We start from the raw sequence: 11,839 nt of genomic DNA on the forward strand, positions 1-11,839 counted from the left end.
AATAGCAGATACGTTAAGTCCATTGGCCCGGAGGAAAGGGTGAACTTCCAGCAACTGAAAATTATCCGTGAGGCGGCCCGTCAGGATTACAACCTGACGGAAGTCGCGAATATGCTCTATACCTCGCAGTCAGGCGTCAGCCGCCATATCCGGGAACTGGAAGAGGAGCTGGGGATCGAGATCTTTATCCGTCGCGGCAAACGCCTGTTAGGCATGACCGAGCCGGGTAAAGCGCTGTTATCCATTGCCGAGCGGATCCTCAATGAAGCCAGCAACGTCCGGCGGCTGGCGGATCTCTTCACTAACGATGCCTCCGGCGTCTTAACCATCGCCACCACCCATACTCAGGCGCGCTACAGCCTGCCCCCGGTGATTAAAGCTTTCCGCGAGCTGTTCTCCGACGTTCGCGTCGAGCTGGTGCAGGGCACCCCGCAGGAAATCGAAGCGCTGCTGCATAACGGCGGGGCGGATATCGGCATCGCCAGCGAGCGTCTGAGCAACGACCCGACGCTGGCGGCTTTCCCCTGGTTCCGCTGGCATCACAGCCTGCTGGTACCCAAAGACCATCCCCTGACCCAGGTGTCTCCTCTGACGCTGGAGGCGATTGCCCGCTGGCCGTTAATCACCTATCGCCAGGGGATCACCGGCCGTTCGCGGATCGATGAGGCCTTCAACCGCAAAGGGCTGATGCCGGATATTGTGCTGAGCGCCCAGGATTCCGATGTCATCAAGACCTACGTCGAGCTGGGGCTGGGCGTCGGGCTGGTCGCCGAGCAGTCCGGGGATGCCCGCGAAGCGGACACCTTTACGCGCCTCGATACCCGCCATCTGTTTGATGCCAATACCGTGTGGCTGGGACTGAAGCGGGGCCAGCTACAGCGTAATTACGTCTGGCGTTTTATCGAATTGTGCAATGCCGGACTGTCGCTGGATGAGATCAAGCGCCAGGCGATGGAGCCGGAAGAGGCCGCTATCGACTATCAGATTTAAGGAAATGCTGGCCAGCGGATCGGGGAGAGGAAATACCGCTATAATTCACACATGAGAGTCGCGACTGAGGAAGGGAAAATGACGATGCGGCGTGTGAAATTACTTTGTTCGGCGCTGATGCTGCTCGCCAGCCACAGCGCGCTGGCCGTTAGCTATCCGCTGCCGCCGGAGGGGAGCCGTCTGGTGGGCAGCGCATTTACCATTGCCGTGCCGGAGAATAACACTCAACCACTGGAAAGTTTTGCCGCCCAGTACGGCCAGGGGTTGAGCAATATGCTGGAAGCTAACCCCGGCGTCGATGTCTATTTGCCGCACTCCGGATCGACGCTGACCATTCCGCAACAGCTGATCCTGCCTGACACCGTGCGGGAGGGGATCGTCATCAACGTCGCCGAGATGCGTCTCTATTATTACCCGCCGCTGGGCAATAGCGTGGAAGTCCTGCCAATCGGCATTGGTCAGGCGGGACGCGAAACGCCGCGTAACTGGGTGACGGCGGTAGAGCGCAAGCAGGAGGGACCCACCTGGGTACCGACCGCCAATACCCGCCGCGAGTATGCGAAAGAGGGCAAAACGCTGCCGGCGATGGTGCCCCCCGGGCCCGATAATCCGATGGGGCTGTATGCGATCTATATCGGCAGGCTGTACGCCATCCACGGCACCAATGCCAACTTTGGTATCGGGTTGCGCGTCAGCCAGGGATGCATCCGCCTGCGTAATGACGACATTAAATTCCTGTTTGATAACGTCCCGGTGGGAACGCGCGTCCAGCTCATCGATCAGCCGGTGAAGTACAGCGTGGAGCCGGACGGCAGCCACTGGCTGGAGGTGCACGAGCCGCTGTCGCGCAACCGCGCGGAGTTTGAATCCGACAGAAAAGTCCCGTTGCCGATGACCTCGGCGCTGCGCGAGTTTACTCAGGGGCCGGGAGTGAGTTCTTCGCAGGCCGAGCAAACCCTGCTGCGCCGCTCCGGCATGCCGGTGAATATCAGCGCCACAGCGGCGCAGGGAAGTTTGTAGCGGTGGAAAAAGTTAAGCCTTGATGCGGGATGGCGGCCCGGCGGGACCCGAAAAGCAAAAAGCCTGCTTAAAAGCAGGCTTTTTAAATTTGGCTCCTCTGACTGGACTCGAACCAGTGACATACGGATTAACAGTCCGCCGTTCTACCGACTGAACTACAGAGGAATCGTGTGAACGAGGCGCATACTACTGGCCCGGCATTTTTGTGTCAACACTAAAATTAACTTGCTGATTCAAATGGCTAAATTTAGCTCAACACGTTGTTTTAGTGAACAGTGCGCCGATCGTCTTCGTCCTGCAGGCCATTCTCCCGTCTGCGCGCCAGCGGATCCTGGCGGTAAAAATGGCAAAAACGCTGCCACAGGGCCGGGAAGCGGGGCGCGAACAGTTCAGGCGCGCTGAAAAAATATTCCGATAGGACGGCAAAGCACTCAGCGGGATCGGTGGCGGCATAGGCGTCAATGCTGGCTGCGCTTTCCCCCACCAGATCTATCTCATCCTGAATGTTGTTCATCGCCGCGTGGAGATCGTGCTCCCAGCCGGCGACTTCGCGCAGTGGGATCAGCGGCACCCCGCTGGCCCGATCGCCATTCCGCGTATCGAGCTTATGCGCTACCTCATGCACCACAAGGTTAAAGCCTGACGCATCAAAAGAGTCCTGAATATCCAGCCAGTTCAGCACCACGGGACCCTGCTGCCAGCTTTGCCCCGATTGCACCACCCGCTGGTTGTGGACCAGGCCAATATCATCCTCCCATTCATCATCCACGACAAACGGGGCAGGGTAGATCAGCACTTCATGAAAACCGTCCAGCCACTCTATCCCCAGCTCAAGTACCGGCAGGCAAAAGAGCATAGCTATCCGCGCCTGATGCAGCGGAGTCAGCTCCAGTCCCTGAAGCGCTACCAGACGTTTTTGCTGTAGGAAACGGCCAGCCATCTGCGTCAGCTTATGCTGCTCAGCGGGCGAAAGGTGGGCTAAAACCGGAATGGCAAGCGCTTGCTCCCAGGGCATCTCTGCGTTGCCGGACTCATCATCTGCTTTCCAGGGCCATTTAAACATCATATTGCTCGCAAAGTCGTCACTTGAACACGATTACCGAAACGGGAGCTATTAAAATGCCAAAGATCCTGGCATTATAGCAACCACAACAGCGGAGAGATGCCGGAGCGGCTGAACGGACCGGTCTCGAAAACCGGAGTAGGGGCAACTCTACCGGGGGTTCAAATCCCCCTCTCTCCGCCACTATTCAAACACTTACAGCATTCCATTTCAGTGACCTGCCTCCCGATGAGAAAAATTGAGAAAATCCACTGAGAAAAATTCTAGCGCCGAAGCATGCTCCGACGCCAAAGAATCATCTCATTTTCTTGTTCAAAGTTGGGCTGATTTTAACTTTCCTGTCGTAAACAAGTACCTGTGACTCTGTCTTATGACCACTGAATTTTTGCTTGTCTCTGCCAGATCCTTCATAGTCTGAGATCCCTTTAGCCTTTAGATCATGGAAGGTGCAATCAAGTGGCCTACCAAGTTCTTCAGAAGCCGCATTTCTCGCTTTTCTCCATGCTTCATTAAATCCCTTATATGAATAACGCTCACCATACATTGTCCTGATAACAGGGCCATCCTGTCCCCATTCCCTGCAAATATCAACAGCCGCACTGAGACGCTCAGTCCAGGCTTTGATCTGTTTAATACCAGTCTTACCTTGCTGTATGAAAATTCCTTTATCAAGAATCTGATTCCAGTTCATTTTAAGAACATCAGAAACCCTTGCAGCGCATAGATACGCAATTTCCATCGCGGCTTTAACTGCAGGAGTCGCATGAGTGAAGATAGCAATGTACTCTTCATCGGTTATGTAGCGGTCGCGCTGGGGTTTAGGAAACTTATCGACACCAACACACGGATTACCTGGTACATAGCCACGCTGATACCCCCAGCGGTATACACGAGACATTGAACTATGTTCGTGATTAGCCTGAACACGGCTTCTTTTACCACGTGCATCCATGTAGCGCCGGACGTGTTCAGGTTTAATGGCCTTTGCTTCTGCATCGCCGAAAACCGCTAACAAGTATTTTTCATGTGCCAGGTAATCTTTTTGTGTCCTGGGGGCAAGGTCTGCATAGTCAGCACTATTTAAAAATTTTTTCCACAATTGTTGAAAGGTGAGTAGTTTTTTTCGACCTTCAACGACTTTCTCGTAAGCTAACCAAACCTCCGCTTTAGAAGCGTTTGCTGGGGCTAGATTCTCGGTAGTACCTCCTGGCTTCCAGTAGTAACCAGAAGGGCGGAAAAACACACCCTTCGGCATCCACTCATTACCAGGCGCTCTTTTACGGCCCATATTATCTCTCTACAGCGTCAAAGTTCATGCCTGGAGTAGGCATATGGCCTGCTGGTGGAAGTATGCGCTGTACGGGATGGTTAATATGAAACCAGGTCGTTTTGATTGCTCCGTCCCGGCGTTCAATAAAAAAGATCCCGTTCTGGGTTAATACCTCTTTCTGCAGTGACTTTTGGGGCGAACCCGTGGCCTCTGTCAGTTCTTCATCAGTCAGGAAGCGATCGCTCATGAGTTGTTCTCCACTGAACCGGCTGCAACCGGTTATCTGCCACTATATGAACAAGACGAACAGCCACCACGCAGTCCGTCATTACACCTTTTACACAGCTGGTGGTCCTCCCTTACCCCTTTAAACTGGTTATAAATTTCCGCTGGTACAATTACCGGCATAGGAACCAATAAACGTTGACTCCGTAGTGATGCGATTTCTGCAGTGCGTTCGAGGTACAACGATTTCCAGTCACTTGCTTCAGTCTTATATGCGGTCAAAGCATCCCGCATGCGCCGCCAGCGGCGACGCTTCAGCTTGTTCGCTTTCACTTCACCTCCTGCAGGGCGGCTGCGAAATGCTCAACACCTTTAGCCCAGATTTCTTTGATGGTTGTCCAGGAGACAGGTACCGTGATTTCAATTCTCCCGCTGCCGTCGCAGGTTTCGCACTCATCATCACCAAAGCATTCCGAGCAGTTTACGAACTTGGTTTCTGAAAACTCACCTGATAGCGCCCCCTTTGCGCCGTTCTCAGCCGTTAACCTCATTGGCACCATAACGTAACCGGGAGGTGCAACGTAACTAACCTCGACAGTGCGATCCGGACCGGATGCCAGGTCAATGCCGATTATGGGAAAGTTGCCAGTAAGCGCTGGCTGCTCGTTGATGTGCAACCGCGGTTCACCGTCTTTCGGCTCCGGCCATGAGCGCTGTTTGTTCACCGCCAGTTTTTCGATCATCGCTTGGGTAATCTGCTCATCTGTAATACCTGCACGGCGCTGGGCGTCCCACAGCAGGAACTGCATATCAGCCACTCCGACAGGTCGCCAGGCTCGGCAGCGGCTTCCAGTGCTTCTTTGCTGAGGTGCTTCAGCGGGCCAACCGGGCCGACATTACCGAATGTTGCCTGTGACCACTCTGCGTGCTCGCGGCGTACCTGCTCTCGGTCCTTTGCTGGTTGCGCTGGCGGATAATTTGCCAGCATCCAACTAATGACGTAGTCGGCCTTGAACCGCTCAACCGGAAATCCTTCATTCCAGTCACGGAAGTGATAGATAACTTTTGCCAGCTCAGATTGAAGCGCCACCGGCTCGTTGTCCATTGCGGCCAGCGCCATGCGAGCCAGCTCCTCAGCCTCTTCAGCTGGCAGCATTACGTTGCTTCCGGCACCGTAGGCGTCACGCCATGATTTAATTTTTTCCAGACGTTCTCTGGTTAACTGGTTATTAGTCATGGGCTGATTCCTTACCTCTACTGACAGACAAGTTTTTATTCACGATGGCATCCATCAGGCGTGATGCTGCAGCTTTCTGAGATGAGACATTCGCAATGACCGTTGGCCTGGTTTTCTCACAGCTGGCGCAAATACCATCCCATGATGAAATGAGGAAGAAATCTTCACGTTCTGCAATGCCAGTATTCATTACCAGGTCCTCAATCATCAGGGTGACCCCGCGAACTCCCCGGCCTTCGCTTAGCCGCTGGACGGCGTAACCGAAGGCATTAATCATCACGGCATGGAACTGGATATACTCGCGTTTGTATTCGGCCTGATTCGTACCGCGGCGAATATCATCTAAACCAGTCAGCATCAGCCAAGCATTCCACAACCCCTCAAGATCATCCTGTGAGCAGGAATCTGAAAATTTTGCCGTGGCATCACTAAGGGCTTTGAAGCTGACCCACTTATCACTTTTCGCAGGAACGACGTTATGCTCAAAATCGGTGACTTCAGAAAAGACGTCGTGTGAACTGATAAAACTGACCATCTCCTGCGCGTTCTTATCGCGCCCGTTATAGGCCATGTTGATAGCCGCAGATGGCTTCGAAACATTGTTGTTAATGTCGGAAAAGAACTGCTGCCGTGTTTTCAACGAGAGCTTATGTGTGAGCATTAGTGGTACGTGGATTGGTTCGCCAACTGTGCGGCAAAATTCGGCGATCCCCGCTGCACGGTGCTGGCCGTCGAAAAGCTTAATTTCTGCATCCATAGGGAAGCGCACAACACCAACGTTGGTATTGCCGAATTCCTGAAACTCAATCTCAGAGTTACAGTTACCGACCAGCGGTGGGATAATGAAGGGCTCTTTATTTTCGTGAGCATTAACCAGATATTCATAGAATTTCTTAGCACGCGCTGGGTTAATTTCACGCTGAGAACGTTCTAAAGTATCTCCGTAATTATCACTGGCGAGGACGCGTGCCAAGGTTCGTGCTGGCACTGTCATCATAAGGACAATCGCTCCGCCCTGAACGCCGCGAGACGCAGGGAACTCAAAGAAATAATCTCCAACTATGCTCATGCTACCCACCACTCAATAAACATGCAGATACCAACGGTTACTACGGCAATAAGCACCCAGCAGATCACATCGAACAAGGCGGCGAACCGACGTAGGGTGTATTTGCTGTAATTCTCATGATCAATATTCATACCGCCTCCCCAATCACCCAACGAAGTGCGCTTGCATACTCACCCTCGGCTGATTCAAGGGCTTTGATGATTTCTTTGCGGGTTTTCAGGCGCGGCTTTGCCTCGCCGAGGATCTGACGCTGACGCCGGGCTTTTTCATGGCCGGTTGTGCCAGCAGTTGCCGCTTCGATTTCAGAGACCTTCTCCCGCTGCTCTTCTGGTTTAAGCGATGCCAGCTGACGCGCCTGGGTAACGGTGACAGTTCCGGACTCCACTGCATCGCGAACAGCCTGGGTGGCATCCAGCAGTGACAGAGTTGCGCGTACGGTCTGGACACTCACGCCAAACATCAGCGCTAAATCGTCCTCGTCGTGCCCGCGTTCCAGCGCATCAGCCATTTTCTTTGCTCGGCCCAGTGGCGTATCTGCCTGGCGGATTTCGTTAGCACTTACCATCGCCTGCGCCATGCGAACGGCGGAGCCACGTTTAGCGACTGCTGGAACCAGTAACGGTTCTTTGCCCTCTTTCGACAGACGCTTGTTGGCTTCCAGTGTATGGCGCACACGCTGGCGACCATCGACTACACAAGACAGCCCTGTCTCCGGGTCTTTCCAGACGATAATCGGCTCAAGAACGCCCTGGTCCATGATGTTCAGCACCATTGCCTCGCTGATAGGCAGGTGGATACGCTCATCGTAAAGCGGGTGCGTTTTGTCGGTAACCAGGTGCAGGTTTTCAGGTTCGAACGTCAAAACGTTCGTTTTGCCACTCGCGCCATATACCAGCTTTGAGTCTTTAGCCATCAGACAGCCTCCGGATTGCTGGTGGATGTCGTTGAGATACTCTTCAGATCGCGCATTGCTTCCAGTACGTGCATATTGCTGCGGTTTTTTGTGTGACGCTCAACAATTCGATCGCATTCTTTCGCCCAGGAAATAACTTCTTCCTTCATAGCGTCACGTTCTTTACATGCCTGCCGAAGGGTAATATTCGAAACATCGAGCATTGTTGCCAGCTCTTTAATAAGTTCTGAATTTGCAGGAGGCATTGTTTTAGCTGCCTCAAAGGCATCTTTAATTAACTGCTGTACTGTTTTTCCCATTTTTTATTTCTCCAACTGACGCGCTGCAACGCGTTTTAGGGTGCAGCAACCCAACCCATGAGAATGGGGTAATTGCTGCTGTTCTAATCAGGCTGCTGGTTTTTGTTCTTCGAGCTCTTTGTAGGCGAGCAGATCACAAAGCTGGTTAATTACTTTACAGAACTGGAACATGTCCGTACCTGCCTGGTGACGCCAGCGGTAGGCTTTGTCGTCATCATCAGAATAATCATTATCCTTGGTATCGATCCGCCGGAAATGGAACTTATCTGTAAGCAGAAAAGAGACGCCGCAGCCTCTTAATTCCATGTTATCGACGATAAAACCTGTGTTCAGGCTCTCCAGAATTTCACTGCTAACGGAAGTGTGTTCCGCTGAGTAGCGAATAACTTCTTTCTGTTCTGCCAGGCGGGATAGCTGGACATAATCACCGACCTCAAACCCGGCAAAGGCTGATTCTTCGCCGTCCAGATGGTTTTTAAGGCGCGTTGTCAGGCCGTTTTTGATATCACTGATGTTGATCGTGACCGTTTTTACTGAGCCGATAACTTTAACCAGCATCGCCCCGACTAAATTGGCAATATTTTTATTGCCGGAATTAATGATCAGCAGATTTTCTTCAGTGTTATACAGGACCAGGATCAGAGACGACTTGATGAATGCCTGTTTGCAGAGCTGAACCTTAGCATCCTGGATAATGTTGTTACGGTCAGCACGCTTTAGTTTCTGACCACATGCATTTTCAATGCGCTGGATACGTTCATTGGCTTCTTTCATTACGACGTGCTGGGGTATTATTTTCTCATCGCGGCGAACCACGATTGCATAACCGCCAGTAATTGGCGTAACCAGCTCACCGGTAATCGGGTTAGGGACGAAGGAAGCCCGCGCGAACTCCGTTTCTGTAAGTTCAGAGTAGGGCAATTCCTGCAGGTGCCCTTCAACCGCTTCAATACTGGGCAAAGTAGCCCGATAGACAATGGCGTTACGTAACTTTGATAATTTCATTTCTGTGTCCTCTGCAAAGGATTAGTTAGTTATCTCCACACAACGGAAAGAGCACTGAAGCACTGGAAATTCACTTGACTAACACAGTGCTTTTTCCTGTTGTGTGCCGGTCTTTCCCGGCTGTCATCGTGCTTCCTCTGTTTGCCACGCTGGGCCGTCTACTTCCGGCTGTCACTGCCGTCGAGAGTGCTGGCAGCTCACTGACCTGATAACTCCCAGGATCAACTGGAGTGGTTGTTATCGCTACCAAAGCGCCACTGTCCAGGACATTTAAAAGGACCGTCTCCAAGTGGTAACTCTTCCAGTCCCGATAAACCTCCTCAGTAGAAGGGGCTTATCGGGAATGAATGTTGTGACACCAGATCGCTAATCTGCTTACTTCCCGCCGCTCTGTTTTGGTATTGGCAACCAGCTGCTGTTGCTCAGTCGATTTCCGGGTCTTTGCGTCGACCGGCGCTGCAGTACGCTTGTACACGTCACAACTGGAAGCGCACTCCTTCAGTTACAAACCGATCCCCACCGGAAAGAAGGGGAATGCGCTTCCATGTTGTGTGCATTCGGTTTTCGGATAAACGTAATGTAGGATAACTTACCTTGGGGTGTCAATGATGATGGTAGGAAATCTTACATTGAGGTGTAAAAAAAAGCCGACGATGAGGTCGGCTGTTTGTAAAAGAAGGGGGTTATAAGTCAGTTACAACCTGGCGAACGACTCCGACAATCTTGCAATTTCCGTTTACTTCAAGGACTCGGTAATTTGGATTCAGGGGGACCAGGTATTTTATAGGCCCATCGATTACAAATTTTTTGAGTGTAGCCTCGGCAGATCCCATTACCTGCGCGACAACTATCTTACCGTTAACCTCAAATAAACTACCGTAATCAGGGTCAACGACAACGATTGATCCTTCGGGGATGCTGGGGGCTCCGTTCGGGTTGGTCATTGAGTCCCCACGGACCTTGAGAGCAAATCCTTCATCACAAAGGTTAGCTGTAGTATAAATCCATTCGGAAACATCGCTTTCAGTCACGGGGGCTCCGCTCTCAGTCCACTCTCCAGCTTGGACCCAAGATAGTACGGGTATTCTTTTCACGCCAAACCGTTCTGTTGGTTTGTAAGCCGCCTCTTCAGCATCTGATTCACCTAAGCCGCTTATAATCCACTGAGGGTTTGTTTTTAACGCAGTAGCCAGCGCCTGAAGGTTAGATCCTCCAGGTTCATAGTCGCCTGATTCCCACCCAGTCACAGTTACACGATTCACGCCTACTAATTTGGCTAAAACCGCTTGGGTTAGTTTCAGTTCTTTTCGTCGAGCCCTGATGCGTTCATTCATTTTCATGTAGGTAATCCTACCACTTTGTAATGTAGGATTCCTTGACCTTGTAATGTAAGATATCCTACTATCATGAAGTCTATTCCTTTCCATCTGAGGCAAAAATGAAAAAAGAAGACGTGATCTCTTACTTTGGCACGGTCGGCAACGTAGCAAAGGCTTTAGGCATCTCACATGCATCTGTATCTGGATGGGGCGAGATTATTCCAAAAGGTAGAGCGTTTGAAATTCAGGCACTAACAGAGGAGAAACTGAAAGTTAATCCCGAACTTTATACAAAGCCTAATCAAACAGCAGCTTAACCGTAACTACAAATCGAATTTTAAAGGGGTAGGTGTGACAAAAAAAATTGAATCAGAGGTGATAAAGCGGTTGCAAGCGCTCAACCCTGAAACGGTAAGGCTGGATGAAATGAATCGAGTAGTGACTCTGAACGGGTGGACCTTATCAGAAAAACTTCCAGACACCTATAGCGATGAGAACAAAGGCAAGGATATCGAACACGACTCCGATTCGCTTGGGATTTCTCGGGTAACCAGAAATGGTTGCTGTAACCCGACCGAGGCCGTCGTACTGGAGCATTTCCTGGTAGGGGTGGTTAATCCACTCACCAATGCCCCAAAAAAAGACGCCAAGGGAAACCAGTGCTGTAGGGCCAGGAGGATATGCAGAAAGAACTCCAGTACCGTTCAGCAGAAAAACGAATGCACCAGCGACAATCAAAACTTTGTACCAGTAGTCCAGAGTCAATTTAGACAAAGGGTTATTCATTTAATACACCGGCTGTTCCGTGGGCTAAGAAAGTGATTTTAAGCGAAGGGTTATCAACATGGTAGAACAAAAGCAAAGTTTGAAAGATGTAGTCAAGGCTATGTGTAAGTCCATACATGGTGGGCGTGAGGCTATGGCTGGCGCGCTAGGCATGACCTTAACGCAGTTCAATAACAACCTTTATGAGAAAAATGGTTGTCGTTTCTTCGAAGTCAGCGAACTGGAAGCGATGGAGGACATTTCCAACACGTCGTTACTAGCTGACTACTTCGCTCGCCGTCGTGGTGCTCTGCTGGTGGATGTTCCGCACCTGGAAGAACTGGACCGCGTGGACTTGTTCAGCCGGGCAATGCGTACCTCTGCCGCCAGGGGACAGGTTGATCAGCTTATCGAACAGGCACTTGAGGATGGGGTAATCGAAAAACATGAAGCTGAAGAGATCATGGTGCATCACCGCCGCCACCTGGCTGCGCGTGAAGAAGAGATCGCGGCAATTATCACGTTGTTTGCACGCAAAAAGAAGTGACGCCAGCGAGTTGCAGCTCCTGGCGTCGTGGCGTGTCGTTATCAGTGGAGATTACTAACGCATGAACATCTTATCAACACAATACCGCAGGTCGCAACTTGTAGCGCGGCCAGTTCC

At 51.5% G+C, this 11,839-nt stretch carries 14 protein-coding genes, 2 tRNA genes and 1 pseudogene; 5 read left to right on the forward strand and 12 right to left on the reverse strand.

Annotated features, from left to right (window positions below):
- Positions 1-39: 39 nt before the first annotated feature.
- Together cbl and ldtA are read left to right on the forward strand one after the other, a co-directional pair.
- On the forward strand, positions 40-990 hold the full coding sequence (cbl, locus tag MKS11_RS24595) for an HTH-type transcriptional regulator Cbl (protein ID WP_004180456.1): 951 nt from the start codon (positions 40-42) through the stop codon (positions 988-990).
- A 78-nt stretch (positions 991-1,068) separates the two neighbouring features.
- The gene (gene ldtA, locus MKS11_RS24600; protein WP_017900811.1) at positions 1,069-2,010 is read left to right on the forward strand and encodes a L,D-transpeptidase; all 942 of its coding nucleotides are present in this window, start codon (positions 1,069-1,071) and stop codon (positions 2,008-2,010) included.
- Positions 2,011-2,099: 89 nt separating this feature from the next.
- Here the strand turns inward: ldtA and MKS11_RS24605 are convergent.
- Together MKS11_RS24605 and mtfA are read right to left on the reverse strand one after the other, a co-directional pair.
- Positions 2,100-2,175, reverse strand: a tRNA-Asn gene (locus MKS11_RS24605).
- Positions 2,176-2,275: 100 nt separating this feature from the next.
- Positions 2,276-3,076 (reverse strand): DgsA anti-repressor MtfA, encoded by an 801-nt coding sequence (gene mtfA, locus MKS11_RS24610; protein ID WP_072140495.1) that lies wholly within the window; start codon positions 3,074-3,076, stop codon positions 2,276-2,278.
- A gap of 90 nt (positions 3,077-3,166) precedes the next feature.
- On the opposite strand from mtfA, the gene MKS11_RS24615 reads away from it, so the two are divergent.
- Positions 3,167-3,256 (forward strand) — tRNA-Ser (locus tag MKS11_RS24615).
- 112 nt (positions 3,257-3,368) lie between these two features.
- Here the strand turns inward: MKS11_RS24615 and MKS11_RS24620 are convergent.
- From MKS11_RS24620 to MKS11_RS24660, 9 genes and pseudogenes are all read right to left on the reverse strand, one after another.
- Positions 3,369-4,361 carry a tyrosine-type recombinase/integrase gene (locus tag MKS11_RS24620; RefSeq protein ID WP_023317562.1) on the reverse strand — a complete coding sequence of 331 codons (993 nt, stop codon included), beginning with the start codon at positions 4,359-4,361 and terminating at the stop codon, positions 3,369-3,371.
- A gap of 1 nt (position 4,362) precedes the next feature.
- Positions 4,363-4,590: a DUF4224 domain-containing protein gene (locus MKS11_RS24625; RefSeq protein ID WP_004184757.1), complete on the reverse strand. Its 228-nt coding sequence runs from the start codon at positions 4,588-4,590 to the stop codon at positions 4,363-4,365.
- 307 nt (positions 4,591-4,897) lie between these two features.
- Positions 4,898-5,544 (reverse strand): annotated as a pseudogene (locus MKS11_RS24630) (DUF550 domain-containing protein); the annotation flags it as partial.
- 253 nt (positions 5,545-5,797) lie between these two features.
- Positions 5,798-6,874 carry a DGQHR domain-containing protein gene (locus MKS11_RS24635; protein WP_055314381.1) on the reverse strand — a complete coding sequence of 359 codons (1,077 nt, stop codon included), beginning with the start codon at positions 6,872-6,874 and terminating at the stop codon, positions 5,798-5,800.
- Entirely contained in the window at positions 6,871-7,005 is a 135-nt protein-coding gene (locus MKS11_RS24640; RefSeq protein WP_254913183.1) for a hypothetical protein, read from the reverse strand. The genes MKS11_RS24635 and MKS11_RS24640 overlap by 4 nt, the downstream gene beginning before the upstream one ends.
- The gene (locus MKS11_RS24645; RefSeq protein ID WP_032418730.1) at positions 7,002-7,787 is read right to left on the reverse strand and encodes a hypothetical protein; all 786 of its coding nucleotides are present in this window, start codon (positions 7,785-7,787) and stop codon (positions 7,002-7,004) included. The genes MKS11_RS24640 and MKS11_RS24645 overlap by 4 nt, the downstream gene beginning before the upstream one ends.
- Entirely contained in the window at positions 7,787-8,086 is a 300-nt protein-coding gene (locus MKS11_RS24650; RefSeq protein WP_032418731.1) for a hypothetical protein, read from the reverse strand. Before MKS11_RS24650 ends, MKS11_RS24645 begins: the two co-directional genes overlap by 1 nt.
- An 87-nt stretch (positions 8,087-8,173) precedes the next feature.
- Positions 8,174-9,091 carry a recombination-associated protein RdgC gene (rdgC, locus tag MKS11_RS24655; RefSeq protein ID WP_284109738.1) on the reverse strand — a complete coding sequence of 306 codons (918 nt, stop codon included), beginning with the start codon at positions 9,089-9,091 and terminating at the stop codon, positions 8,174-8,176.
- A gap of 683 nt (positions 9,092-9,774) precedes the next feature.
- The gene (locus MKS11_RS24660) at positions 9,775-10,431 is read right to left on the reverse strand and encodes a LexA family transcriptional regulator (RefSeq protein WP_049186508.1); all 657 of its coding nucleotides are present in this window, start codon (positions 10,429-10,431) and stop codon (positions 9,775-9,777) included.
- 98 nt (positions 10,432-10,529) lie between these two features.
- On the opposite strand from MKS11_RS24660, the gene MKS11_RS24665 reads away from it, so the two are divergent.
- Positions 10,530-10,727, forward strand: coding sequence for a Cro/CI family transcriptional regulator (locus MKS11_RS24665; protein ID WP_038992039.1), 198 nt, complete (start codon positions 10,530-10,532; stop codon positions 10,725-10,727).
- Between the two features lie 145 nt (positions 10,728-10,872).
- On the opposite strand, the gene MKS11_RS24670 is transcribed toward MKS11_RS24665, so the two are convergent.
- Positions 10,873-11,196, reverse strand: coding sequence for a hypothetical protein (locus MKS11_RS24670; protein ID WP_032429376.1), 324 nt, complete (start codon positions 11,194-11,196; stop codon positions 10,873-10,875).
- 58 nt (positions 11,197-11,254) lie between these two features.
- Here MKS11_RS24670 and MKS11_RS24675 point away from each other — a divergent pair, with 58 nt between their 5' ends.
- Positions 11,255-11,722 (forward strand): YmfL family putative regulatory protein, encoded by a 468-nt coding sequence (locus tag MKS11_RS24675; protein ID WP_284109739.1) that lies wholly within the window; start codon positions 11,255-11,257, stop codon positions 11,720-11,722.
- Positions 11,723-11,839: the final 117 nt, after the last annotated feature.

It is taken from the genome of Klebsiella sp. K5-45, from assembly GCF_030128605.1.
Taxonomy (GTDB): Bacteria; Pseudomonadota; Gammaproteobacteria; order Enterobacterales; family Enterobacteriaceae; genus Klebsiella; species Klebsiella quasipneumoniae.

Bases quoted from the DNA above. Each gene is read 5' to 3' on its own strand.
- ldtA (WP_017900811.1), top strand. From the start codon at position 1,069: ATGACGATGCGGCGTGTGAAATTACTTTGTTCGGCGCTGATGCTGCTC.
- mtfA (WP_072140495.1), bottom strand. From the start codon at position 3,076: ATGATGTTTAAATGGCCCTGGAAAGCAGATGATGAGTCCGGCAACGCA.
- MKS11_RS24620 (WP_023317562.1), bottom strand. From the start codon at position 4,361: ATGGGCCGTAAAAGAGCGCCTGGTAATGAGTGGATGCCGAAGGGTGTG.
- MKS11_RS24625 (WP_004184757.1), bottom strand. From the start codon at position 4,590: ATGAGCGATCGCTTCCTGACTGATGAAGAACTGACAGAGGCCACGGGT.
- MKS11_RS24635 (WP_055314381.1), bottom strand. From the start codon at position 6,874: ATGAGCATAGTTGGAGATTATTTCTTTGAGTTCCCTGCGTCTCGCGGC.
- MKS11_RS24640 (WP_254913183.1), bottom strand. From the start codon at position 7,005: ATGAATATTGATCATGAGAATTACAGCAAATACACCCTACGTCGGTTC.
- MKS11_RS24645 (WP_032418730.1), bottom strand. From the start codon at position 7,787: ATGGCTAAAGACTCAAAGCTGGTATATGGCGCGAGTGGCAAAACGAAC.
- MKS11_RS24650 (WP_032418731.1), bottom strand. From the start codon at position 8,086: ATGGGAAAAACAGTACAGCAGTTAATTAAAGATGCCTTTGAGGCAGCT.
- rdgC (WP_284109738.1), bottom strand. From the start codon at position 9,091: ATGAAATTATCAAAGTTACGTAACGCCATTGTCTATCGGGCTACTTTG.
- MKS11_RS24660 (WP_049186508.1), bottom strand. From the start codon at position 10,431: ATGAAAATGAATGAACGCATCAGGGCTCGACGAAAAGAACTGAAACTA.
- MKS11_RS24665 (WP_038992039.1), top strand. From the start codon at position 10,530: ATGAAAAAAGAAGACGTGATCTCTTACTTTGGCACGGTCGGCAACGTA.
- MKS11_RS24670 (WP_032429376.1), bottom strand. From the start codon at position 11,196: ATGAATAACCCTTTGTCTAAATTGACTCTGGACTACTGGTACAAAGTT.
- MKS11_RS24675 (WP_284109739.1), top strand. From the start codon at position 11,255: ATGGTAGAACAAAAGCAAAGTTTGAAAGATGTAGTCAAGGCTATGTGT.